This window comes from Arthrobacter sp. EM1 (genome assembly GCF_029964055.1).
Taxonomy (GTDB): Bacteria; Actinomycetota; Actinomycetes; order Actinomycetales; family Micrococcaceae; genus Arthrobacter.
Genome location: NZ_CP124836.1, coordinates 3,486,169 through 3,510,996, shown reverse-complemented (window position 1 = coordinate 3,510,996; position 24,828 = coordinate 3,486,169). Strand labels below are relative to the sequence as shown.

General features: G+C 65.6%; 21 protein-coding genes. 12 read left to right on the top strand and 9 right to left on the bottom strand.

Going from position 1 to position 24,828, the window contains the following annotated elements:
• Positions 1-41: 41 nt before the first annotated feature.
• Together QI450_RS16285 and QI450_RS16280 are read left to right on the top strand one after the other, a co-directional pair.
• The gene (locus QI450_RS16285; protein ID WP_226775585.1) at positions 42-815 is read left to right on the top strand and encodes a DeoR/GlpR family DNA-binding transcription regulator; all 774 of its coding nucleotides are present in this window, start codon (positions 42-44) and stop codon (positions 813-815) included.
• Positions 812-1,999 (top strand): MFS transporter, encoded by a 1,188-nt coding sequence (locus QI450_RS16280; protein ID WP_226775586.1) that lies wholly within the window; start codon positions 812-814, stop codon positions 1,997-1,999. Before QI450_RS16285 ends, QI450_RS16280 begins: the two co-directional genes overlap by 4 nt.
• On the opposite strand, the gene QI450_RS16275 is transcribed toward QI450_RS16280, so the two are convergent.
• Entirely contained in the window at positions 1,935-2,648 is a 714-nt protein-coding gene (locus tag QI450_RS16275) for a phosphatase PAP2 family protein (protein WP_226775587.1), read from the bottom strand. The genes QI450_RS16280 and QI450_RS16275 overlap by 65 nt on opposite strands.
• A gap of 50 nt (positions 2,649-2,698) precedes the next feature.
• On the opposite strand from QI450_RS16275, the gene QI450_RS16270 reads away from it, so the two are divergent.
• From QI450_RS16270 to QI450_RS16235, 8 genes are all read left to right on the top strand, one after another.
• Positions 2,699-4,201, top strand: a complete 1,503-nt coding sequence (locus QI450_RS16270; RefSeq protein WP_226775588.1) for a bifunctional phosphatase PAP2/diacylglycerol kinase family protein — start codon at positions 2,699-2,701, stop codon at positions 4,199-4,201.
• A gap of 74 nt (positions 4,202-4,275) precedes the next feature.
• Positions 4,276-5,070 (top strand): alpha/beta hydrolase, encoded by a 795-nt coding sequence (locus QI450_RS16265; protein WP_226775589.1) that lies wholly within the window; start codon positions 4,276-4,278, stop codon positions 5,068-5,070.
• 140 nt (positions 5,071-5,210) lie between these two features.
• Positions 5,211-6,155 carry an ATP-binding cassette domain-containing protein gene (locus tag QI450_RS16260; RefSeq protein WP_226775590.1) on the top strand — a complete coding sequence of 315 codons (945 nt, stop codon included), beginning with the start codon at positions 5,211-5,213 and terminating at the stop codon, positions 6,153-6,155.
• Between the two features lie 3 nt (positions 6,156-6,158).
• Positions 6,159-7,049, top strand: a complete 891-nt coding sequence (locus QI450_RS16255) for an ABC transporter permease (protein ID WP_226775591.1) — start codon at positions 6,159-6,161, stop codon at positions 7,047-7,049.
• Between the two features lie 31 nt (positions 7,050-7,080).
• Positions 7,081-8,403: a histidine kinase gene (locus tag QI450_RS16250; protein ID WP_226775592.1), complete on the top strand. Its 1,323-nt coding sequence runs from the start codon at positions 7,081-7,083 to the stop codon at positions 8,401-8,403.
• A gap of 24 nt (positions 8,404-8,427) precedes the next feature.
• On the top strand, positions 8,428-9,180 hold the full coding sequence (locus QI450_RS16245; RefSeq protein ID WP_226775593.1) for a response regulator transcription factor: 753 nt from the start codon (positions 8,428-8,430) through the stop codon (positions 9,178-9,180).
• A gap of 260 nt (positions 9,181-9,440) precedes the next feature.
• Positions 9,441-10,883 (top strand): amino acid permease, encoded by a 1,443-nt coding sequence (locus QI450_RS16240; RefSeq protein ID WP_226775594.1) that lies wholly within the window; start codon positions 9,441-9,443, stop codon positions 10,881-10,883.
• Positions 10,884-11,210: 327 nt separating this feature from the next.
• Complete coding sequence (locus tag QI450_RS16235) at positions 11,211-12,521, top strand: M18 family aminopeptidase (protein WP_226775672.1); 1,311 nt, start codon at positions 11,211-11,213, stop codon at positions 12,519-12,521.
• 34 nt (positions 12,522-12,555) lie between these two features.
• On the opposite strand, the gene QI450_RS16230 is transcribed toward QI450_RS16235, so the two are convergent.
• Both QI450_RS16230 and epsE read right to left on the bottom strand, forming a co-directional pair.
• Positions 12,556-13,896, bottom strand: a complete 1,341-nt coding sequence (locus QI450_RS16230; protein WP_226775595.1) for a hypothetical protein — start codon at positions 13,894-13,896, stop codon at positions 12,556-12,558.
• Between the two features lie 3 nt (positions 13,897-13,899).
• Positions 13,900-15,147 carry an exopolysaccharide biosynthesis GT4 family glycosyltransferase EpsE gene (epsE, locus tag QI450_RS16225; RefSeq protein ID WP_226775596.1) on the bottom strand — a complete coding sequence of 416 codons (1,248 nt, stop codon included), beginning with the start codon at positions 15,145-15,147 and terminating at the stop codon, positions 13,900-13,902.
• Positions 15,148-15,361: 214 nt separating this feature from the next.
• Here epsE and QI450_RS16220 point away from each other — a divergent pair, with 214 nt between their 5' ends.
• Positions 15,362-16,807, top strand: coding sequence for an O-antigen ligase family protein (locus tag QI450_RS16220; RefSeq protein ID WP_226775597.1), 1,446 nt, complete (start codon positions 15,362-15,364; stop codon positions 16,805-16,807).
• Positions 16,807-17,763, top strand: coding sequence for a hypothetical protein (locus QI450_RS16215; RefSeq protein ID WP_226775598.1), 957 nt, complete (start codon positions 16,807-16,809; stop codon positions 17,761-17,763). Before QI450_RS16220 ends, QI450_RS16215 begins: the two co-directional genes overlap by 1 nt.
• Positions 17,764-17,804: 41 nt before the next feature.
• On the opposite strand, the gene QI450_RS16210 is transcribed toward QI450_RS16215, so the two are convergent.
• The 6 genes from QI450_RS16210 to QI450_RS16185 all read right to left on the bottom strand — a co-directional run bounded on the left by QI450_RS16210 (position 17,805) and on the right by QI450_RS16185 (position 24,725).
• Entirely contained in the window at positions 17,805-19,028 is a 1,224-nt protein-coding gene (locus QI450_RS16210; protein WP_226775599.1) for a glycosyltransferase family 1 protein, read from the bottom strand.
• Positions 19,028-19,933: a DUF6492 family protein gene (locus tag QI450_RS16205; protein ID WP_226775600.1), complete on the bottom strand. Its 906-nt coding sequence runs from the start codon at positions 19,931-19,933 to the stop codon at positions 19,028-19,030. The genes QI450_RS16210 and QI450_RS16205 overlap by 1 nt, the downstream gene beginning before the upstream one ends.
• Positions 19,933-21,024, bottom strand: a complete 1,092-nt coding sequence (locus QI450_RS16200; RefSeq protein WP_226775601.1) for a glycosyltransferase family 2 protein — start codon at positions 21,022-21,024, stop codon at positions 19,933-19,935. Before QI450_RS16200 ends, QI450_RS16205 begins: the two co-directional genes overlap by 1 nt.
• Positions 21,021-22,517 carry a lipopolysaccharide biosynthesis protein gene (locus tag QI450_RS16195; protein WP_226775602.1) on the bottom strand — a complete coding sequence of 499 codons (1,497 nt, stop codon included), beginning with the start codon at positions 22,515-22,517 and terminating at the stop codon, positions 21,021-21,023. Before QI450_RS16195 ends, QI450_RS16200 begins: the two co-directional genes overlap by 4 nt.
• Positions 22,514-23,752 carry a glycosyltransferase family 4 protein gene (locus tag QI450_RS16190; protein ID WP_226775603.1) on the bottom strand — a complete coding sequence of 413 codons (1,239 nt, stop codon included), beginning with the start codon at positions 23,750-23,752 and terminating at the stop codon, positions 22,514-22,516. Before QI450_RS16190 ends, QI450_RS16195 begins: the two co-directional genes overlap by 4 nt.
• Positions 23,753-24,044: 292 nt before the next feature.
• Positions 24,045-24,725, bottom strand: coding sequence for a DUF1345 domain-containing protein (locus QI450_RS16185; RefSeq protein WP_226775604.1), 681 nt, complete (start codon positions 24,723-24,725; stop codon positions 24,045-24,047).
• Positions 24,726-24,828 lie beyond the last annotated feature (103 nt).

Sequence of the window (24,828 nt, the reverse complement as noted above, 5' to 3'; positions counted from 1 at the left end):
CAAGGAGTGATCAAATGATCACGCTCGGTTATCATTTGTACATGGGGACTGAGGAGCGCCACCGCCGCATCGGAGCACTGTTGCGGCACCAGGAGCATGTAACGATCGATGAGCTGATGGGCGCCGTTGGTGCCTCCGGTGCGACGATCCGCCGTGACCTGGATGTCCTGGCCCGGCACGGCGTTCTCCGCCGGGTCCATGGCGGTGCCCGGAGCCTCGTTCTGGGGGGCGGATACCCTGAGTACGGCCAACGCGAAATCGAGGACCACGCCGTGAAGGTGCGGATTGCGGCCGGCGTCGCCGCACTGCTGCCGGACCGCGGGCACGTCTGGGTGGACAGCGGCACCACTGCCACCGCGGTGGCCCGCCAGCTGAGGCTGCGGCAGATGACCGTGATGCCGATGTCGTTGCAGGCCGTCAGCGCGTTGACCGAAGGGGGCCCAGCTGCCGGCCGTCATCCCGACCTGCTGCTGCCCGGCGGGAGTTTGCTCGCCGGCGAACGGTCTTTCCGCGGACCCATGACGGAATCGAACATCCGTTCGCTGCGGTTTGATGCAGCCGTCCTCACGCCCTGCGCACTGAACCTCCGGGATGGGATGATGGCCCACGACCTCGACGACGCGGCGGTAAAACGCGCTGGAGTGGAGTCCGCGGCCCGGGTGATCGTGGCCTGCTGCGCAGCCAAATGGGACGCCACCGCCGTCGCACTTGTCGCGTCGCTGGACGCCGTGGACGTCCTCGTCACGGACCATCAGTTCAGTGCCGGAGACCTTGACCAGCTCACCCAACACTCGGTGGAAGTAGTGATCGTATGACCAAGACGGCAACCCGCCCGCAACTCAACGCCGCCGCAGCGGCCACCTTCCTGATCTTCGGAATTAACGGGCTGGTATTCGCCAGCTGGGCCGCCCGCATCCCGGCGGTGACGGACATCCTTGGCATCTCCTCCGGGCAGATGGGGACCCTGCTGTTGTGCGTGGCGGCGGGATCCCTGGTCGCCCTGCCCACTGCCGGCCACGTGGTGGGACGGATCGGGACGGCGAATGCCGTGCGCGCCGCCGGCCTGGTCGCGGCTCTTGCCGGCGTCGGTGTGGCGCTGGCGCTGCTGGCCGGCTCCGTGCCGGGAACCGCCGTTGCACTGTTTTTCTTCGGTGTCGGCATTGGCCTGTGGGACGTGTCCCAGAACATTGAAGGCGCCGACGTCGAACACCAGCTCGGGCGCACCATCATGCCGCAGTTCCACGCAGCCTTCAGCGGCGGCGCGTTCCTCGGCGCCCTGATCGGCGCTGGCCTGGCGGGTCTGGGTGTCGGGCTTCCGGCGCACCTGCTGGTGATCGCCGTCATCGTCGCCACACTGACGGTTGTTGCGCCGCGCTATTTCCTGCCGCACCTCCCGGCACCAGCGGCGGTAGCCGGGGAGCGGACGGAACCCAAGGGGCACACGGCCTGGCGGGACGGTCGGACACTGCTGATCGGCGTGGTGGTGCTCGGGGCGACACTTACCGAAGGCGCCGGCAACGACTGGATCGCGAAAGCCGCCGTCGACGGCCTGAAGGCCACAGATTCCACCGGTGCGCTGCTTTTTGCCGCCTTTGTGCTGGCCATGACCGCTGTGCGGTTCTTCGGCGGCCGGGCGATTGACGCCTACGGCCGGGTACCCGTGCTCCGTGCCAGTATGGCGGCGGCCGCCGCAGGGCTGGGGATCTTTGTGCTGGCCGGGAATCTTTGGTGGGCCACGGCCGGCGCGGTGCTCTGGGGTGCAGGGGCCGCCCTTGCGTTCCCGATGGGGATGTCGGCCGCGGCTGACGATCCCAGGCATGCCGCCGCCCGTGTTGCAGTGGTTTCCACGATCGGGTACATCGCATTCCTGGCGGGGCCGCCGCTGCTGGGCTACCTCGGAGACCTGGTCGGCATCCGGGTGGCACTGCTGACCATCATGATTCCAATTCTTGGGGCACTGCTGCTCGCCGGCGCCGCGAAGCCCGCGCGCGCCAGCTGATAAGCCGGCGGGCATCTCCATTTTCCTGAATGCAGATGTTCCGGCAGGACAGCCAGAGCAGGAGCACCACCGGGACGGCCAGGCATATGCTGCCGACCGTGTCCACGAGCCAGTGGGCGGACAGATACGTGCGGCTGACCATCATGGCCAAGACGCCAAGACCGGCAAGCACCCCGGCCCAGGCGCGGCCCAGCAGAATTGCCACCACCACCAGGAAAGCGGCTGTGCTCGCAACGTGGCCGGAAGGGAATGATCCCGTGTCGGTCAGGACAATGGTGTTGGCGGGCCGCTCGCGGAGGATGGCCGCCTTGAGGATCTGGGTAAGACCAAGGACAACTATCCCTGCTGCGGCGGCGAAAACTGCCGTCCGCGCCCGCCTTCGCAGCAGCAGGACCACGACGAGCAACCCGTGCAGCACCAGGACGCCCCGGTAGCCGGCCAGGTTGAGGAAGCCATTGAGCCCGTCCCAGAACGGAGCGCGCAGGGCGGTGATCGCGCCGGCCCAGCCTTCGTCCAGGGACTGAAACGGGGGATGCTGGACGTCCGTGAGCAGCATCCCCGTCAGTACTGCGCCCAGGGTGAGCAGGGCCGTACTGGCCGCAAGCACGCGGCCCGCGGACAATCGCTGAGGGTCCAGCACTCGGGTCATCGTCTCATCCTAGCGAAGGGATCGTCCCGCCCGGGCAGTAAGGTGGTCGGATGCGAAGCATGCTGAGGAAGGCGCCGGGGCGCGTGGGAAGAGTGGACCGCCGAATTGTCCGTGCGGTGGCCGGCCTCCCCGGGGGAAATTACGACGAGTTCTTCCGGCGGCTTTCCGCGGCAGCGAATAACGGCAGGTTGTGGATAGGCATCGCCGCCGTGATGGCACTGTTTCCGGGGCGGACCCGTCGTGCTGCCGTCCACGGGGTGCTGGCGCAGGCCGTTGCCTCCGCAGTCACGAACCTCGGATTCAAGACGCTGCTGCCGAGGGCACGTCCGCTGCCGGAGCACCTTCCGGCCTTCAGGTTTGTCCACCCCCAACCCAAGAGCTCGTCCATGCCCTCGGGCCACTCGGCCTCTGCCGTCGCGTTCGCCCTTGGCGTCGGTATGGTCCGGCCGCCCCTCGGAGCCGCGCTCGCGCCGCTTGCCGCGGGCGTCGCCTACTCCCGTGTTCATACCGGCGCGCACTGGCCCTCTGATGTGTTTTTCGGCTCGGCGATCGGGGCCGGGGCCGCCCTGGTCGCCCGGAAATGGTGGCCTGTCCGGCCGCCCTTCCCGGCCATCCGCCGGAGCGCAGCGACAGTCGCCAAGCTTCCGGAGGGTGCAGGCCTGGGTATAGCTGTGAACACGCTGGGCGGCTCCTACGCGGCGGAAACCGCGGCGGCCCTGCACGAAATATTCCCCAAGGCGCATATAAAGGAAGTTTCCCAAGACGAGGACCTGGCGGAGGAGATTGCGCGGGTCGTTGGCCAGCCCGGTGTTGTGGCCCTGGGCGTCTGGGGCGGTGACGGAACCGTCGGAACGGCGGCGGCTGCCGCCGTCGAGCATTCCCTGCCGCTGCTGGTCCTGCCGGGCGGAACCCTGAACCATTTCGCGCGCGACGCGGGCATTCCAACCCTCTCCGAGGCGGTGGAAGCCGCGACCCGGGGGGAAGCGGCCCGGGCGGACCTGGGCTTGGTGGCAGTGGAACGGGGGCTTCCCGGTAACCCCGAGCAGGTGCACGTGACGATGCTCAACACGGCGAGTATAGGCCTCTACCCGAACCTGGTTCGCCGGCGTGAGCTGTTGCAGCCGGCGCTTGGCAAACCCTTGGCCGGCATCGTCGCGATGTTCCGGACCTTCGCGGCCGGGACCCCCACCAGCCTGGTCGTCGACGGCGTACGGCACAAAGTCTGGATCCTGTATATCGGCCGCGGACGTTATTATCCCCGCGACCATGCCCCGCTGGTTCGTCCGGTCCTTGACGACGGCGTCTTCGACCTCAGGATGATCACGGCCGACGAATCGTTTGCCCGGTTGCGGCTGCTGTGGGCTGTTTTGACCGGGACGGTCGCCACCTCGCGCATTACGCACCTGTCCGAAGCCACCCGGATCCGGGTGGAACCGTTGGATTCGACAATGGTCCTAGCGGTCGACGGCGAGGTTATGCCGGCGGTCCGGACCGTCGAGTTCTCGGTGCGGCCGGCCGCCCTGACGTACTACTCCCCGCTGACTGAACGCTGACGCATTTACCGGCCCGCCCGGCATGGACCGGCGTAGTCTGTGAGTGAGTCCTGACCGGCCTGAAGGGATAAGCCATGCAGCCAGTGCAGCAGTCCTCCGTCCAATCCGCAGACGGCACCAGCATTGGCTTTGAGACCGCCGGGGCCGGCGAGCCGCTGATTTTCGTCACCGGCGCCTCGAATGACCGGATGACCGCGGCGCCTCTGGCGGCGGCGCTCAGGGACAGTTTTACCTGCATCAGCTACGACCGGCGGGGCAGGGGCACCAGCGGGGACACCCGGCCCTACGACATCCGCCGTGAAGTGGAAGACCTTGAGGCGCTGTTGGGGCTCTACGGCGGCCGCGGCCACGTCTTTGGGTACTCATCCGGCGCCATCCTGGCCCTTCGGGCTGCCGTGGACGGCCTCGACTTCCAGACAATTGTGCTTTATGAGCCTCCGCTCTTTATGGCCGGCGGTACTCCGGCCTCCACCGTTGAACATGTCCGGCGGATAGAAGAGCTGGTGGCCGGGGGAAGGCCCGGTGACGCCGTCGAATATTTCCAGACTGTCGTCGTGGGGATCCCGCCAGCGGCTCTGCACGGCCAGCGCAAGGCACCCTTCTGGCCGGGAATGGAGGCCATCGCCCAGACGCTGGCTTACGATCAGGCCATCTGCGGCGACCCGTACGTGAGCGTAGAGGCACTGTCCCGGGTCTCGATCCCCAGCTATGTCCTGAGCGGCGACGCAACTTTCCCCGGACTGGCCGAGGCTGCGAAGGCCGTAGCCGCCATGATTCCCGGCGGCGTCTGGCGCAACATCGCCGGCCAAGGACATGATTTGTCGGCGGAAGCCCTGGCGCCGGTTTTCCGGGAGTTGCTGGGCCGCTGACCGGCGTCGGGTCGACTCAGGGTCATCCTCCCGGACTACCCTGGGTGGACCCGGAATCATCCCTGAGACCGGTGAAACCGGCGGTTGGCCTCGGTAGCGTGGTGGGTACACCAACCACTCCTACGCAAAGGACCGCTTCCATGATCGAAGCACGAGGCCTGACGAAGGTGTACGGCGATAAAACCGCCGTCGCCGGAGTCAACTTCACTATTGAAGCCGGCAGGGTCACCGGATTCCTTGGCCCTAACGGCGCCGGCAAGTCCACTACCATGCGCATGATCATGGGACTGGACCGTCCGACGTCGGGCACCGTCACCGTCAACGGCACCCCGTTGGCGCGCCACGCTGCACCGCTGCGCGACGTTGGGGCGCTGCTCGACGCCAAGGCAGTCCACACCAGCCGCTCCGCCTACAACCACCTCCTGGCCATGGCCGCCACGCACAGCATCCCCAAAAAGCGCGTCCACGACGTGATCGAGATGACGGGGCTGGCGGACGTTGCCAAGAAAAAGGTCGGCGGCTTCTCGCTTGGCATGGGACAGCGGCTCGGGATTGCCGCGGCACTTCTCGGCGACCCGCAGACCATCATCTTGGACGAGCCCGTCAACGGACTGGACCCGGAAGGCGTTGTCTGGGTCCGCAACCTCGTTAAGTACCTCGCATCCGAGGGGCGCACGGTCTTCCTCTCCAGCCACCTGATGAGCGAAATGGCAGTTACCGCCGACCACCTGATAGTGATCGGCCGCGGCCGGATCATCGCCGACGCGCCGATCCAGGACATCATCACCGGCAAGGGCCAGGTCCGCACGCGTGTGCGCACGGACAGGCCGGACCAGCTGATGCAGCTGTTGGCCTCTGACGGCGTCTCCGTGGAACTGCAGGACAACGAACTCCTCGAGGTCTCAGGCCTGGATCCCCGCGGGATCGCGCGCGCTGCCCTCGACAGCCACGTCCTGATCTACGAACTCACCCCGCTTCGGGCCAGCCTCGAGGAGGCATACATGGAATTGACCAAGGATGAGGTCGAATACCACTCGCTGATCACCGCGGGCGCTGCGGCCCCCGTCCAGACCGGAGGCAACTAAGCCATGAGCTCAACAACCCTCGAACCCTCCCGCCGCGGCGCGCATGCAGGCGCCGGTGGCGTTGCGGCCGGCCAGAAGTCCAGCACCGGCCCGGGACCGAGCTTCTTCCGGGTCCTGAATTCCGAATTCATCAAATTCCGCACCCTCCTCTCCACCCTGATCCTGCTTGCTTCCACCGTCCTGGTGATGGTTGGCTTCGGTGCCCTGTCCGCGTGGGGAACGGGACAGTTCTCTGAGGCGGCCTCCCGGGACCCGCAAGCGGCAGCGGCATTTGCCGCGCAGGGCGGAGATCTCGCCGTCGGCGTCCCCACATCCGGCATCGCATTCGCCCAGCTGATCCTGGGCTCGCTGGGTGTGCTGCTGATGAGCTCCGAATTCACCACGGGTATGGCCCGCTCCACCTTCGCCGCCGTCCCCAAGCGGATCCCGGCCTATGCCGCGAAACTGCTTGTTGTTATGGTGACGGCGTTTGTGCTCACGGCGGCTTCCGTGTATCTGGCCGGCCTTGTGTCGCTGCCGATCCTTGGCAACTACAACCTTAAGTTGGACCTCGCCAGTTCGCAGTCGGTGAAGATGATGCTCGTCAACAGCGCCTACATCGCCGCGGTCGCCGCTATCGGCATGGCACTGGGCTCGCTGGTCCGCAACTCGGCCGGGGGCATTATGAGCCTGGTCGGGCTGTTCTTTGTGGCTCCGATCGCCTTCCAGCTGATCCCCGGCGATTTCTTCGTCGAAGCCCGCAAGTACCTCCCCGGCAACACGATCGACCCGATGATAGCCGTGCAGCACGTCCCGGACACGCTGGAAGCCTGGCAGGCTGTCTTGGTCCTGGGCGCCTGGGTCGTCATCCCAGTGGTCCTGGCCGCCGTGGTGCTGAAACGGCGGGACGTCTAGCCTCCGCCGGCCCAGCGTCTAGGCTCAGAACATGATCGATGCAGTTCCTGTGAAGGACGCGCCAGCCGGCCCGGCTGACGCGTCCTTCGCCGAAATCACCGACCGCCGCCGGGGGCGGTTCCGGCGCTACCTGTTTCAGCATCCGCGGGTGATGGATACCGCTGTGGTGCTTTGCTACCTTGGACTGGTCATTCCAGCGGGCGTCGAGTCAGCGCACGACGGCGTGTGGCCGGTTGTGGGACTGCTCGCGGCGGGCGCAGGGGCGCTCTTCTTCCGGCGAAGCCGGCCGGTGGCGGTCTTGGCCCTCGTTGCCGCGCTCGACCTGGGTGTGACATTGCTGCATCCTTGGGGTTCGAACGTCTCCGCCGGACTGTGGTTTGCGCTCTACTCCGTGGCGGTGGCGCGCAGCCGGCGGTTTGCCCTGTTATCCCTTATGTCGGCTACTGCGCCGCTGGTGATCCCCTACGTCCTGCTGGCGGTTGGGCCGCTGGACGGCAGGTTGCCGGACACGGGTGTGAACACGCCGGAGAACTTCCAGCTGATTAGCAGCATCGCCTCCGGCGTCAGCATCACACTCTCCAACGTTATTGCTACCGGGATCGGAATATCCGTCCGGCAGCGGCGCGAGCACGAACAGGAGATTGCCGCCTGGGCCGTCCGGGCCGCACGGCTCGGATCGGCCGCCGAACGCAACCGTATCGCCCGGGAAATGCACGACGTCGTGGCGCATGCGCTCACGGTCATGATCAGCCTTTCGGACGGCGCAGCCGTGGTTATCAAAAAAGACCCGGTGCGGGCGGTCGATGTCCTCGGGGAACTCTCCAGCACCGGGCGCACCGCCCTGGCGGACATGCGGCGCGTCCTCGGCGTGCTGCGTGACGAGTCGGCCACCGGGCAGGCTCCGCGCGAACCTCTCGTGACAGGTGACAACCTGGGCAAATTGCTGGCGGGATTCCGGACCGCCGGACTCCCGCTGCACTACACCCACACCGGTCCCGCGCTGCCCCTGGACACCGCGTTCCAGCTAACGGTCTACCGGATCGTGCAGGAATCGCTGACGAACGTGCTCCGCTACGGCCGGTCGCTGGGCCGGGTGGACGTGGTGATTGCCCGGGACGGCTCCACCGTCACCATCGAAGTTGTGGACGATGGCAAGGGCAGCCTGGACGCCGGCGGTTCGGCTGCGGCCCGGGGGATCCTGGACTCCCCCGGAACTGTGGGCACCGGCCAGGGCCTGGCCGGAATGCTGGAGCGGGCCAGATTCTATGCGGGCACCGTGGAGGCGGGACGAAGCGGAGAATACGGTTGGCGAGTGCGGGCCGTCCTGCACTTGAACGGCGACAACGGAAAGTAAGTGCATATGAGTCAAGGGGAACCGATGGGCGAGACTGCACCGATCCGCATCCTTCTGGTGGATGACCAGCCGCTCCTGCGGATGGGATTCCGGCTGATCCTGGAGGGCGAAGCCGATCTGGGAATTGCGGGCGAGGCGTCCGACGGAGCCGAAGCAATCCGTCAGGTCCGTGACCTTCAGCCCGACGTCGTGCTGATGGACGTGAGGATGCCGGTGTTGGACGGAATCGAGGCCACCCGGGCCATCACCGCGTCCGGAATCCACTCGAAGATCATCATCCTCACCACTTTCGACCTCGACGAATACGCTTTCGCCGGCCTCCAGGCCGGCGCTTCGGCCTTCCTGCTTAAAGACGTCGCTCCCGCTGAACTGATCAGCGCCGTCCGGGTGGTGGCAAGTGGTGACGCCGTGGTGGCGCCGCGCATCACCCGGCGGTTGCTGGAAACGTATGTCCGCAGCGGCGGTGCCGGCACGGGCGGCGGTGCTGCAGGCAGCGGGGTGGGCCCGGGCACACCCGGTGCGGGATCCGCGGCCGGGGCCCGTCCGGTCAAGGATCCGCTGCTGGAGGACCTAACCCCGCGCGAAAACGAGATGCTCGGGGCGATGGCCGAGGGACTCTCCAATGCCGAGATTGCGCACCGGTATTTCCTCTCCGAAGCCACCGTCAAAACACACGTGGGCCGGATCCTGACCAAACTGCACCTGCGCGACCGGGTCCAGGCCGTGGTGTACGCCTACGAGACCGGCCTGGTGGTGCCCAGCAACCCCGACTACTGAGCCCGCGGTGAGCGGCCGGCGGAGGCCTGTTTGCTTGAAGCAGTGGTTTCAGACACACGGGTGAATTGCCTAGGGGGCAACTTTCATTGCCTTCTAGGCCTTGGTGTTGGGGTAGTGCCCCGCCTGCCCACCCGTCATTTGTGGGATTGCACAGGACAGGCGGTCCTGAGTCCGGTTTAGGGTGAAACGTCAATGTGGTCCGCCACACAAATAGTTACTTGCCACCGCGGACCCGCACAATTCCCGAAGGACGGCGCCTTATGCAGGCTGACCAGCAGCTCTCCAAGTCCCTGAAACCCAGGCACTTGTCCATGATTGCCATCGCCGGAGTGATCGGCGCAGGCCTGTTTGTCGGCTCCGGTGCGGCAATCCAGCAGGCGGGGCCCGGGATCCTGGTCGCCTACACAGCGGCAGGGCTCGTTGTTATTCTGGTCATGCGGATGTTGGGCGAGATGGCCGCTGCCAACCCGGAAACTGGTTCGTTCTCGACCTACGCGGACAAAGCCCTGGGTCGCTGGGCCGGGTTCAGCATCGGCTGGCTCTACGCCTGGTTCTGGATCATCGTCCTGGGCATTGAAGCCACGGCCGGCGCGGCCATCATGCACCGCTGGGTGCCGGGGATCGACCAGTGGGTCTGGGCGCTGCTGCTGATGGTGCTCCTGACCTTGACCAACCTGGGCTCGGTGAAGTCCTTTGGTGAATTCGAATTCTGGTTCGCCTCCATCAAGGTCGCGGCGATTGTGCTGTTCCTGATATTCGGCATCGCCGCCATCCTGGGCCTTATACCGGGCGTGCCGGCTCCCGGCGTGAGCAACCTGCTCGAAAACGGCGGCTTTATGCCCAACGGACCGGGTGCCGTGCTGGCAGGCATCCTTGTGGTCGTATTCTCCTTTTTCGGTGCTGAAATCGCCACGATCGCTGCCGGCGAATCCGAAAACCCTGTCGACGCCGTCAAAAAGGCCGTGAAATCGACCGTCTGGCGCATTCTCGTTTTCTACATCGGATCCATTGCGGTGGTGGTTACGCTGCTGCCCTGGAATTCCGCCTCCGTGGCCAAGAGCCCGTATGTTGCCGTCATCGAGCTCTTCGGAATCCCCGGCGCCGGCACCATTATGGACATCGTGGTGCTGACCTCCGTGCTTTCCTGCCTCAACTCCGGCCTGTACACCGCCAGCCGGATGCTGTTCTCCCTCTCCCGCCGCGGCGATGCCCCGCGGTCCTGGATGCGGATCTCCAGGCGCGGCGTACCCGCCGCGGCAGTCCTGGCCTCCACAGTGGTCGGCTTTGTCACTGTTGGCCTGAACTACGTCGCCCCGGATACGGTCTTTTTGTTCCTGGTTAACACCTCAGGTGCCATCGCCTTGTTTGTGTGGCTCGTGATCGCCGGCTCGCAGCTGATCCTGCGCCGCAGGATGGGCGCTGCGGCCAAGGACCTGCAGCTCAAGATGTGGCTCTTCCCCTATTTGACCTGGGTGGCAATCATCAGCATTGTTGCGTTGCTGATCGGCATGGTGGTCCTGGAGTCCACCCGCGAATCGCTGCTGCTTTCCCTGGCCCTTGCCGCGGTTGTTGTTGGTATCGGCGTGTGGCGCTACCGCAAAAACGGCGGGAAGCCTGCAGCTCCCGCGGCCGACGAGGTCAAGATGGGAGCGTCTGAGGTACCCCTCGAAGACGCCGCTGCAGGGTCGCGCCCCGCCTCGTAGCACCGAAAGCCCCTGCCTGGTGCTGGTCCGTGGGCTGGATGTGTCCCGCGGGCCAGCACCGCGGGACATGTCCAGCTCTGCCGCTCACGGGTGGACATGATGGACATATGTACACCGGGCCTCGCCACGGGAGGGCATGCCCACCGGCCGGGGAACCGGCGCCCGGAACTTCCCGCGGAGCACGCTGAGACGGGACAATGTCTCGGCGACGCCGGCGGCATTTACCAACTGGCCACCATGACCGGGTCAGTGTCCGGCGGCTACGCGGCCGGCCTGAACGTCGCCGTCTACCGGCAGCGCCAGGACCACGGCATTAGAATCGGAGCCATGCCTTCACAGCCCAACGCCGCAGCCCACATCCAGGACCTTGGTGCGTACGTCACCGCGTCGCCGTCGAGCTTCCATGCCGTCCACGAAGCCGCCCGCCGGCTGAACGGAGCAGGATTCACGGCCCTTGACGAGCGGGAGCCCTGGCAGATGCCCGCCGGCGCAGGGAAGTTCTACGTGATCCGCGACGGAGCCATCATCGCCTGGGTGGTGCCCGGGACAGCCCATCCCACCACGGCCTTTAACATTCTGGGCGCCCATACCGACTCCCCCTCGTTTAAGCTCAAGCCCAAACCCACGACGGGCAAGTTCGGTTGGCTGCAGGCCGGCGTCGAGGTCTACGGCGGTCCGCTGCTCAACTCCTGGCTGGACCGCGAATTGCAGCTCGCAGGGCGCCTCGTGCTGCGTGACGGCAGCCAGCATCTCACGGCCACCGGGCCGCTGCTGCGTTTCCCCCAGTTGGCCATCCACCTGGATCGTGCCGTCAACGAGGGGCTGGCCCTGGACAAGCAGCAACACATGAACCCGGTGTATGGGCTCGGCGATCCGGCAGGGGAAGACCTGTTGGGCCTGCTCGCGGACCGGGTTGCCGGTGCCGACGTGGACGCTGCCCAGATCGGCGGCTACGACGTTGTCATTGCGGATACCCAGGCCCCGGCAGTGTTCGGCGCGAAAGGCGAGTTCTTCGCGTCCGGCCGGCTGGATAACCTGTCCGCAACCCACGCCGGACTCACGGCCCTGATCGCCCACGCCGCCGCGTCACTCCCGGCCGGGTCGCCGATTGCCGTGCTGGCCGCGTTTGACCATGAAGAGATCGGCTCCGCCTCCCGCTCCGGTGCCAGCGGGCCCCTCCTTGAGGACATCCTGGTGCGCATTTCCGACGGTCTGGGGGCTTCTGCGAGCCAGCGGCGGCAGGCCTTCGCCGCGTCATTTTGCGTCTCCGCCGACGCCGGTCACGCCGTCCACCCCAATTATGCTGAACGGCACGATCCGGCCAACCGGCCGGCGCTGAACGGCGGCCCGCTGCTGAAGATCAACGCGAATCAGCGCTACGCAACGGACGCAACCGGCGCAGCTCTTTGGTCGCGGCTCTGCGCGGACGCCGGCATCCCGTACCAGGAGTTCGTCTCCAACAACGAGATGCCCTGCGGCTCCACCATCGGTCCGTTGACCGCCACCCGACTCGGTATCCGGACGGTCGACGTCGGTGTGCCACTGCTTTCGATGCACTCGGCCCGGGAGCTCTGCGGCGTGGACGATCCTTACCGGCTTGCGAGGGTGACGGAATTGTTCTTCCGCACCGCGGCGTAGTCGCTCAAGGTGTAACCCTGTAATCCTGCGGCCGTTAGGGCAGGCAGGAAGCGGCGGCCCCGTTGATTCGGTAGAGGTGGACCGCGTTGCCGTCCTTGAACGTGTCCCGTATGGTGCCGTTGCTGACGTGCACCGTGCGGTCCTCGTCCAGCACCGCGGCGGTGAAATCCGCGCCACGCAGGCACCCCAGAGTGAGTTCAGCATGCTGTGCCTGTGCCTGCGCCGAGCCCGCGAAGATGTAGAGGTCGCCGTCGAGTACTTTCACGGCCGTGTCGACGCCCGCAGTCCGGGTCAGGGCACCGTCCAGGAACGGCGCGTTGAGCACCGGTGCCAGGACGGTGATTTGTTGGTTGACGGAGGTCACCCAGGGCCTTATCTCGTCACCGCATGATTCCCGGAGGATGTGGAAGGATTGGCACGGGCCGCCGAAGCTGTGGTTGAAATAGACAATTCCCCGTGCGCCGTGGATCAGGCTGCTCCAGACGGCGGCCCTGATTTGCGGGCCGGTGATGGTGGGGGCTTTGGCCTCGCCCGCCGGATGCCCTAGTTCCACAAAGGCCCACACCGGTTTGCTGCCGGCCGGCCGGACCAGGGATCGGACCCGGTCAACTGTCCAGCCATAATTGGCGCCCAGCCGGCATTCCAGGTCCGTCAGGTTGCGTCCCCCGCCCAGCCTTCCGCCACCCTCCCCTTGGCCGCAGATGTTGGGGTCGGTGAACCAGTAGTTGTCGACCGAAACCACGTCCTGGAATTCATTGACGAAGACCGACGCTTCTTCATCGGTCTCCCAGAAGCTGACGCCCTTGCCGTAGTTGGCATACGTCATGGTTCCGTCGGCAATAGCTGCAGAGAGCTTCCGCTGCACAGAATAGCCACAGGGCACTCCCGCGGGGTTGCAGACCTCCCCCTGCCCGGGCCACTTTCCGGTCCATTTGGAGGACCCCGGCCCCGCCCACATGTCGGGTTCGTCGGCAAGGACCAGGCCCGAGCTCCATGGCGAGGGTTCGCTCGTCACAGCGTGGACACCGCCGGGCTGCAGCAGGGCGGTGTCGGAGTTCGCAGTCAAGTTCACGTAGGTGTTCAGCCCGACGCTTTTGTCCATTTCTATGTCGCCCGGCTCCAGGACGCTTTCCAGCCAGACACCAAGCGGGAAGTAGTCCGGGGTGGCAGGCAGTGGGTTCTCGAATCCGCCGTAGAAACCAGCCCCGCCATCGACTGCACGGAGGCCATTGGCCGCAGCATCATCCGCGGGTGTCGTGGCGTTCGCCGCCAGAGCTTCCCCGGGTGGCGCTCCACTGCCGCTGAAGAGCAGCGCGATCGCCAGACAAAAGGCGGCGGTCAAGACCGCGTGGGAGCGTTCTGGGCTAATTTTCACGGGCTATACCCCTCGGATGAGTTGGGCCAGGATTGCGGCGCTGCGGGTGCTGTCAAACCGCTCCGCCACGCGCTGCCGACCTGCAGCGCCCAGGCGGCTGGCCAGATCCGGGGAGTTCAGCACAAGGGCGACGGCGGCCGAGAGCCGGACGGCATCGTTGGCGGCGACCAGAAGGCCGCTCTGCTGGTCCTGCACCAACTCCGGGACGCCCCCAGCGCCGGTAACGACCACGGGGACGGACCATGACATAGCCTCCATGATTGCTACCCCCAGCGGCTCGGCATGGCTCGCGAGGGCAAAAACGTGTGCCTCCTCAAGTCCGGATCGGATGACTTCTTCGGATACGGCCCCGAGGAGCGTGATCCTGCCAGCCAAGTCCAACTCGGTGATGAACCGCTCAAGCTCAAGCCGGTATCCGGTTCCGCCAACTTCGTCCTCGCCGGCAACCACGAGCCGTGCGTCTATTCCCGCGTCCGCCAGCAATCGGACCGCGGCGACGAGGTCTTTGTGGCCTTTGCTGGGGTTGAGCCGCCCGCAACTGAATATCCTGGCGGGTCCCGCGCCCGTCCAGGGTTCATAAGGGGTCCGCCTGATGAAATTTGTGGTGTCGACCCCCATGGGCGCGATTTCAACCCTGCCTGGAAGCGCCGCGCCGAGCTGCTGGCCAATGTCCCGGAGTAGCCCCTTGGTGATGACCACGGCGAAAGCGGCATTTTGCCACTTGTCGGCTTGATTGGGCCCGTAATCGGCCAGCGGACCGTGAAGCGTCAGGCTGTAGGGGAGGCCTGAGAGGCGGTGGGCAAAGAGTGCTATCTGTGCGGCGTCCGCGCAGGAGTGGACGTGGATATGCGTCCAGGCCCTGCTCCGGGAAACCCGGACCAGATCGGCAGCGGCAAGGACAAGCGCGGCCAGGTAGAGTGCGCCCATGACCTGCCGGCGCAGTCCGACCGCCGGTGCACGCCCAGCTCGGTATTCCCTGACCGACCACCGGAGGGCGGGCGCCCGGCCGGACATCAGTCCTCTTAGCAGGGTTGCTGAGGCAAGGACGAGGGTTGCCGGTGAGGGTGGCACGAGGTAGTACGTCTCATTTTCCGCGCCCCCGGCCCAGCCATGGCTCACCCTCCCCCCTTTGGGGCGGCGGGTGGAGATCAGTTCCGGCTCCATTCCCAAGGTCCGCAGTGCGGCCACTTCACGCCAGAAGAAACTGTGGGTCTGCCCCGGAAACTCAGGGACCAGATATCCGAATGCCATGGGAACCCCTTCAAACTTTGAAGGTCTTCGTGGGGAAGGTCCGGCAGGGCGGGCCTGTGCGCCATCCTACTAAATTACTGCCTCCGGCACAGCCGGAATCGGTAAAGACGTTTTCGGAAAAGTACTGTTTCCGGCGCGGCCCAAGGGCTAGTGTCAGAAAAGACGGGCACTGGCGTTGTGACCCGGCGGTCCTCTAGGTAGGTTGGGGAAGTGAATGGCCGGTACTGTCCGAATCCCGGAGCAAAGATCCGGCGCGTCACCACGCCAATCCTCCGCGCTGGCCGACTTCGAGATATCCCCGGCGCCAAAGGGCCACCCGCCGCTGCTCCTCCGAATGGTCGCGTTTGGCGTGTTTTTCTTTCCCTCAAGCATGGTCTTGGGCGGGCTGGGGGCGGCCGGGACCGTGCCGCTGTTGCTATCGGCCGGGCTCTTTGTGCTGTGGGTGGTCTCTTTCCTGCTCGGCCTGCATGACCCCGTGGGCTTCCGGCATCCGGGACGGCTTGCCCTGGGCGCGCTGATCCTGGCGTCGTGCCTGTCCTATATCGGGCTCGTATCCGGCTGGACCGGGGGCAGCACCCCTGTTGTTCGGGCTTCGGCGGACAGATGGCTGATCCTGTTGGCAGCCAGCGCAGGGATCGTCCTGGTCACCACCGAACAGATCCGAACCGTCACCCACGCATTGGTGCTGGTCAGGGCCCTGCTCGCGGGCGGCGTCTTCTGTTGCCTGGTGGCCGTGGTCCAGTTCTACTTCCGGGTGAACCCGATGGAATGGATCCAGGCCGCCATGCCCGGCTTTACCTACAATGGCGGTGATACGCCGTTCCAGGCGCGAGGCGCCCTGATGCGGGTGTCCGGCAGTACTTTTCACTCCATTGAGCTCGCCGTGGTCACGGCGATGCTGCTGCCGCTGTCGATCTGGCGCGGGCTCTACGATCCCGTCGGCCGCAAATGGATCCATTGGGGAGTCACTGCGCTCCTGGTCTTTGCTGTGGCGTCCACGGTGTCGCGCTCAGGAGTCCTTGGCCTGACGGTGGGAATGTTGACGTTCCTGCCGTTCCTGCCGAGGGGGGCCCGGCGCTGGCTGAGCCTGATTCTGCCGGTGGTGCTCGCGGGACTCTTCCTGACCGTTCCTGGTCTGGTCAGTACGATCAGCGAGAGCGTCAGCGTCGGTGAGTCCGACCCCTCGATCAGCAACAGGACCAATAACTATCCCCTGGTGGCCGCCATGTTCGAGGAGCGTCCCATCTTCGGGACGGGACCCGGAAACTACGTGCCGCAAAACGCTGTATTCATTCTCGACAATCAATACCTGAATACCGCGGTAACCCTCGGATTGGTGGGACTGCTCGCAGTGGTCCTCTACCTGTTGCTCCCGGGTCTGGCCGCTGTGCAGGCAGCCCGGGTTGCCCGGACCCAGTCGCTGAAATGCCTGGCCGGTGCCATCGCGGCGGCGGGACTCGTCGCGGGTGTCTGCTCTTTGGGGTTCGACTCCCTCTCATTTCCGGTCTTTGCGCTTGTCTACCCGCTGTTCGTTGGCCTCGGCGGAGCCGTCTGGATCCTCGTCAAGCGCGAGACAAAGGTTCTGGCGGTCGTTGACGTCGCGGCGCCACCGGATAGTTTGCCCAAGAACGGCCCAACTGCGCGAAATGGAGACAACTAATGGATCCCCTGGCTGTGCTCAAAACGTTGTGGCACCATAAGTTCTTCGTCCTTCCTGTTGTGCTGCTTACGCTCCTGGCCGCGGGATATGTTTACCAGTTCGGTCCGAGGTCGTATGAGGCGAGCATGAGCTACGCGGTGGTGAATCCGATCGTCCCGACGAGCGAAGACATCCAAAAGAAACCGGAACTTGGACTCGTGAATAAGGACAATCCCTACCTGCGGTCGGCAGACCCTGCCCTGGTCATCGATGTGCTGATCACCAGGCTCAACTCTCTGGCCGTGGGGGACAAGCTGCAATCGGCAGGGCTCGGCAATGAATACGCCGTGAGCCGCGGCCTCGGGGGCAACGGGTTTGTGGTGGACATCAGGGGCGTTGGCGACTCAGCACAGCAGGCCGTCGCGACCACCGAAGCCCTGGGCCAGCTACTGGAATCCAATCTCCTGGAAATGCAGAGCATCAATGGGGCGGACAAGACTTATTACTTCGCCCCGCTGATGGTCTCGAAGCCGGACCGTGCCACCGAGCTGTACTCAAACCGCCTGCGGGCAGCGATCATCGTTTTTCTGGTGGGCGCGATTCTGGTCTTCGGCGCGGTGTCCCTCGCCCGAGTGGTGGAGGTGGCGGGAAGAAAGCGGGCCGCCCGCAAGGCAGCGTCCCCAGCCGCCGGGGACGGGCCAGCCGGGCCGCCACCAGCGGACGGCCTCCGCATCCCTGATCCATCCGCTGGCATTCACAAGGCCTCAAGGGGCCCGGAGAGCACACGAGTACCAGGGCAGGGCCGCGGCCAGGCACCCGCCACCCGCGGCCAGGCGCCCGCCACCCGCGGCCAGGCGCCCGCCACTCGCGGCGGCAGGAGACGTTCAGCCGGCAGCCCGGAAGGGAGCACTGAACCGTACGCGACGTCAACGTCCGCGAGCCAGAGTAGCGTGGGCGGGCCCCACAGCGCTCCTTAGCGGCGGCCGGCGAGGGCCCCGGCAGGACCAGTGCGGCCGGCTTATGTGGCGTTCAGGTCTCCCCTGCACGCCGATTCAAGACTGTCCGCCACCATCGCCTGGGTGTGGTCCCAGCCCTGCCGGACCCCGGGCGCAGCTTTCCACTCCGGACCTGCGACCAGCAAAGAGAGTGCGCCGGCCAGGGCCGCCGGGGTTGGCCGGGCCCAGACGGCACCGGCGCCGGGAAGATCGGCTTGTGCCATGGCGGAGTCATTCAGGACGGGCCTGCAGCCTGCAGCCAGGAGTTCTTCGGCAGCCAAGGAGATATTCGTAAACGACATCACCAGACCGGCTTTGGTGCGGTTGTAGAGTTCATTCAGTTCAACTGGCAGAAGATTCCCATGACTCGTGACAGGAATACGCCAGTTCGCCACGCGGTCGCCATAGACATGGATCTCCACCTCCGGGTGCATATGGTGGAAGAGTTCCAGCGCCAACTTGCCGAGAACGTATCCCCTGCGGTCGGTGTTCCGCTTGGCGTAAAAAACCACGCCGCTTCGCGGCCGGCCGCGGGCATCCTCCAGGATCCGGTACACCCCGGTATCGCAGCCAAACGGGACCGTCAACGCCGGCACGATGCCTGATTCGTGCTGAAGCTGCGCTGCTACCATGTCGCCGAGCGCAATCAACTCGAGGCCCAGGTGGTATGACATTTCTGCGAGGGTGTACAGCGAACCGCGAGGATAAAAATAGGGTTCGTAGTCCTGTACAAGGTAGAAGAGGCGAATCGGGCCCCGCACCCGGGACGCCACCACATGAGCCGTCTGCCAGGAACTGGCCACAACCGCGTCGACCCCGTCGATGCTGGGTGTAGCTGACCTGATGGCTGCTTTCATCCCGGGCCAGCACCGCCGAATAACTTCCTCATGGCGAGCGACGTCGTCGGCGTTAACGTCGTAAAGGAACAGGGTGCAGCTGTGTCCGCGGCGCTCCAATCCTTCAACCATGCGGAACAGGGTTGTGTGCCCGCCGGATCCGGCCCCGGGCGGTGTGCAGACCCAGCCGATTTCAAGGGCGCCGTCCCGGACGGGATAGTGGGAAGGAACCCGGCGGGTTTCCGGATCCGTAATGTCCTCTGTCCGGAGGGGGAAATCCAGCTCGGCCCACCCCAGCCGGTCGCCGGCCTTCTGGGCGATCTTCCGTGTTCCGCGGCGAAAAACTTCGCCGGGGCCGTCCCGCTTCAGCCTGGTGGCCAGCTGGGCCAGCCGCCCTGTGGGCCGCATCATCAGCCCTGCTCCCGTTCGCCGGCCAGTGTCCCCCGGACGTTTGCAACGGCTTGGCGGCGGTGGTGGAGCCTGGTTCCCGACTTGGCCGAAATCATGATGGCAAGATCGTCGGAGCTGACCGCTGCCAGCAATTCAGCCAGTCCGGCAGGATTCAAGGGGCGCTCTTCCGAGTAGACGACGCTTTTCATCCGCGAGGTCGTTGACTCCGCACCTCCGAGCACCTCGTCCACATACACTCCGTAGAGGATCATTTCGGAGAAGCGGAGTTGACTGCCGATTGCAGTGGTCCAGTTCAGACCCGTGTTTTCTTCCACTGCGGACAACAGGTCCCGGACGATTGCGGGGTTCCAGAGGCACGGCCAGCTGATGTAATCCGGAAGGTTTTCGGCCGGCGGCGGTGCCAGTCCCAAGAGTGACCGGGAAGTTTCGTGCCAGGTGCGGTGCAGGGGCAGCCCGGCGTGGACCGCCCCGGGGTTGCGGTACATTGCAGGCCTCCCGTTCACCATAAAGGACTCCAGGGACGTCCTGCGGATGAGCACCATGTCGGAATCCACCAGTAGCACTCCCCGGGTGGTGAAGGAGGCGGCAGCGGACAATTTGACCAGTTGCTGGGCGATCCAGCCGCGCACTGGTGGCCAGGGGCGCAGGGCGTTCACCCAGGCGTTGGCGCCCGGTATCTTGACCAGGCGGCGCGGCAGGAACTCACCGACATCGTGGACAAACGTCCGGCCCCCTTCCATGCTGCTGAAGTGTTTCCGGTCCCCGCACGGGACAACGATGTGGTGTTCGACGTCGTCGGTCAACTCCATCACGGACCGGTTCAGGTCAGCGCACAACTCCGCGTCGGGTCCGTAGCTCGGGGTCAGGACGGTCAGCTCGGCTCTGGCGGCATCCTCAACAGTCATCAGTACACTCCAGTCCTGTGCCAGCGCCGCCATTGGAGCTCGGATCTCAATCGCGCCGCTATGCGCCGGGCCAGTGCGGCAGCGGTGAATCGCGCGGACCGGGAAGTCTGGCCCGGGCGCAGCGCCAGACGAGTCCATGCGGTGGTGCCAACCACTCCGGGGGCCAGTTCCCGGGCGAGCTCACGGCTGGACCGGAACAGATCTGTCTGTCCGGCGCCTCGGTCGAGTTCGCGTCGAGCGGTCTTCAGGGCTTCCTCGACCAGCGCCCGGGTGGCGCACCGCCGCAGCTCGCCGGCTTCGGCGATCGAGCCGGCAGGGCCGGCAAAAAGTACGTCGAAAGCTTCCCGTCGCTCCTGCAGATCCACGAAGACGTTGACCTCGCGGGCGGAGAGGCTTTCGCTGTGCTCGCGATGCCAGGCCTGATCGGCCCCGTGGATGTAGGCGACGTCAGCGAAGGCGGAGAGGCGGAACCAGAGCTCCATGTCATGGGTGTGCCGGAGCTGTGCCTGGTAGCCGATTTCTTCCAGTACCGACCTGCGCATCAGGACCTCGGGCGAGGTGATGACGTTGATGCCGCTGCGGCAGCGGTCAGTCAGCCACTCCCGGCCCGGCCAGATGGTCCAGGCGGATGCGAGTAGCCGGGGCGGCGGGAGTACATTGGCGGAGAAGTGGATGGGGTGTCCGTAGACCAGCCCTACCGAGGGGTAAGCGCGGGCCACCCGAGTGGAACGGCCAAGTGAGCCAGGGGTCAGCATGTCGTCAGCATCGAGCCGCACGAGGAACTCGCCTCGTGCGGCTTTGGCACCATGGTTGAATGTTTCGACGACGCCACGGTTGGTGTTGTGGGTCAACACCCGGACGTTGCCATGTTCGGCGGACAGCAGTTCCGCCACGTCCCGGCTGTCATCCGTCGAAGCGTCATCGACGATGATCACGTCAACGGTGACGTCGTCCTGGCTGACGGCGCTGAGCACCGCGGCACGAAGGAATCGGCCGTAGTTGTAGCAGGAAATGACCACTGTGACAGTAGCCGGGCCGTCGGCCCCCGGCGAGGGGCGGGTTCTGATCTTCTTGCTGATCGTTGCCGTCACAGTGGTCCCGCAGCCGTCGTCGTCTCCGGTGCGGGCGCCGGAGACGGGGCCGCGCCGGCGTCGGCCGGCATCCAGCCCCTGAGGTCGCGGATCTGCTGCCGAAACCAGCGGCCCAGCAGAAGTGAGTAGACGGCCGTGCCGGTCAACCCCCCGGCGAGTAGTCCCGTGAGTGGTGTGGGGGCCCAGCCGAGGGCTGCCATAGCGGCACCACCCGCCGGAACAGCAGCCGCCAGGGGTGGCCACAGGCGGGCGGCCACGGCCCGGAGATCGGCCCCGCTGCGGCGAAGGGCCACGGCATAGGCGGGACACACCACGACGGCGGCCGTCGCCAGGTGCGCGATCGCCACGCCGGGGGTTCCTCCGGCCTGAATGCCGAACAGGACAGCAGGGATAAGGGCAGCGATCCAAAGGATTTGCACAACGAGCACCGGTCTTGAGGCGCCTCTGGCCAGTAGATACGACGCGGCCAGGTCGAACAGGGTGCGCAGGGCTCCGAAGAGCCCGAGCCAGGCAAGGATAGGGACAGCGGACAGCCAGACGGTCCCGTAGACCAGTTCAATGACCGGTTGCGCCAGTACCGCCAGCATAAGCCCGGCCAGCAGGGACACTGCCCAGGTTGGACCCAGGACCGCCGCGAAACTCTTGTCGGTATTCCCTCGGGCCAATCTGGCAAACGCAGGTATGGAGATGGAGCGCACAACTTGGCCCAGCGCACTCATCGGCCAGTTGGAGACGTTGAATGCCAGGAAGTAGAAGCCAAGTGCCACGGGGCCGGCAAGACGGGAGATTGCTACGTTGTCGACGTTCAAAAGCACCCAGGAGAGCATGTTGGCACCGGCAACGGGGAGCCCAAACGCCAGCACTTCCGGTGCTACGGACCGGTCGAATCCGAACCGGACCTTTTCTCCGGCGAGGATGAACTGCAAAACCAAGGCGACACTTTGGGAGACAAGCCGCCCGACAGCAAGACCCATTACGCCCCAGCCGGCCAGAATCAGGATGATCGTTAAAGCGGTGCCGACAACGAAGTCCGAGACCGCAATTCCGAACAATTCTTTCTGCGCGAACCGGCGTTGCAGTGCCGCGTAGGGCACCACTCCGGCCCCTGCCAGCAACAACGAGACCGCCATGACCGAGATCACCGGACCGGTGTCCGGGCTGCCAAGCAATTCGGCTACACCCTGGCCCGAAAGAGCCATGGTCACGGCCAGCAATGCTCCCGAAGCAATTCCGAGGCTGGCTACCGTTGGCGCTTTCCGTGCGGGCTCCGCCGAGCGGATCAGATCCGCGCTCATGCCTAAATCGGCGAGGGTCATAAGGATGGCCTGTACGGTTAATGCGATGGCAAACGCGCCGAACTGTTCAGGTGCCAGCAACCGAGCCAACACGATTCCAACGGCAAAACTGCCCAGCCGCAGCACGAGGCTGTTGATGCTGCTCCACGCGAGCCCGCGGCCGATTTGCGGCCCAAGTCCGGGCTGGGCGGCCCTCATGCCGGTGACTTGCGGGGGCTGAGTGGCGGTTTGGGCTGCCTGAAATTCATCACGGCACGGAATTTCGCCACCCCATAGCCGGTCCGGACCACGGAGCTGTTGAGCCGGGCCCCCGGCGGTGCCAGCAGCAGGCGACGGTAGGTGGCTTCAAGCTTCCGTGCCGCTTGATCGAGGCCGAATCTTTGTTCAACCAGTTCGCGACCGAAGGCTCCGAGCTCCGAACGCAACTGCTCGTTGTCCAAGAGGAGGGCGAGAATCTGCGTCAAGTCCGCCCCGCCGCCACCGCCGTGGCCGAACCATCCGTCCTGCAGGAACCGGGGTGCCGTCTCCGGGCTGGCGAGTTTCCAGAAACCCCTTGTCCCCTGCACGATAAGGGGTTTGGCATACGCCATTCCGCGCAACGCTGAGCTTCCCATCCCAAGAACCACATCCGCCGCGTCGTAGAGCGGCCGGGGGTCGCCGACGTTGCCCAAAACCCGAACCACTTCCCGGCCGCGCCGGCGGTTGACCGCCCGGGCCGCCGCAGCTACGTCAGCCAGGCCTTCGCCGTCGCCGGCGATCAGCAAGGTCACCGGCCGGCTTTCGGACAAATTGTCCATAACCCGGATGGCCGCCTCAACGCCCTGCAATTTTTCCAGGTCCGTTGTCAGCCGGCCAACTACGCTGACGACCAGCTGATCCGGCGGGATATGGAGCTGGCGCCGGGCATTAGGGACGACGGACGGCTTGTTCTGGGCAGTGTCGACCGGAGGCTCCATGACCTGAACGTGGGAGCGCCGGAGATTCTGCTGGACGGCGAGGGCATGCGTGCCGACAATCAGGGGAAAATGCCGCGGCAGGAAGTCCGGGACGTCCATCGAGAGCACTGTCATAACTGCCGGGGTTCCGAAGCGCAGGCCGGGCCCGAACGCTGTATCGATACTGGGTGCCCACTCATAGGGGTGGACAACGTCAATACCCCGCGACCGCACTGTGGTTGTCAGTTTTCGGATGGTCGCGGGATCCACGGCGAATCTGCGCCGCGGCGCTTCGACGTACTCGAGGTTCAGCATCCTCACCTTCTCGACCAGTACTCCGGAGGTGGCGAAGACCGTCACGTTGTGTCCCAGATCGCGCACTGCGCCCGCAAGCTCAAGTGCGTTGATCTGGCTGCCTCCCATGGCCAGCTCATGGGGGTAGACAAGAATACGCATGGCGGGGGTGAGGTCCTGCTCGCTGCGGCACACTTCAGGCATGCGGTCCCCGTCTGTCAAAAATGCGGCCGTTCGCTGGCACTCACACGCTCGGCACTCGCACTACAGCCCCACCGGAATTGCCCGCGGCAAATTCGGGGCTGCAGCTAGCCACCTAGCTACCCTGTCGTGGAGGGATCGTCCCGATGGTGATACTCACAGCCAATATATCCGTCGCCCTGCCGGGGGACTAGGCCGTCCGGATAGTCGAGTAGGGCATCGCCCGAAGTCGAGTAGTCTCGACGTCCTGTACTCGTTTTTCTACCCTGCAGGACCAGCCTCCGGGCCGCCACCCTCAGGCCAGGCTGATCACGAGGTTGATGGTCGTGGCCAGGATGACGGTGCCAAAGACGTAGGAAAGCAGGCTGTGCTTGAGCGCTTCGGTCCGGATGCGGTGGTTCTTCAGGGCAGTGTCCGAGACCTGGTAAGTCATTCCCAGGCTTGTGGCGAGGTACGCGAAGTCGGTGTATTGCGGGTTGCGTTCCTGATTGAAGTCGATACCGCCAACGGCCGCCCCGGCCTTCCCGTCCGGGTGGTAATACAGCTCGGCGTACCGCAGCGTGAACAGCGTCTGCACCAAGAGCCAGGAGAGGGCCACCGACGCCAGCGCCAGAAGCCCGCCGGCGAAGCGGGATCCGCCGCCGCTGGTATGGGAATCAACGACGACGGCGGCCACCGCCCCGAGGCTGGCGACGTTAGCGGCCAGGATCAGCAGGTCAGTGGTGCTCCGGGCGGGATCCTCCGCGGTCGCGTGCGCGCGCGTTTCGTCCGGGTCGAAACGGCCGATCACCAGCCAGACCCACACAACATAGGTTAGTGAGGCGCTGCCCCAGCCGACCGCCGGGGCCTCCACCCAGTACCCGGACAGTCCGGTCGCCGTGGCCCCGAGTACTCCGGCGAGCAGCATCACCGCCAGCCGCAGCCGGCCGCGCCGGACCGGACGGGAGTGGCCGCGGATAAGGGAACCGGTGTTCATTCCCCGATCATGGCACAGGGTTGTCCACATAGCTTCCGGACCGATCTCCGGGCCTTGCCGGTTGGGCCTACGTTGGACAGGGATGGAATCGCGGAATCCGGTC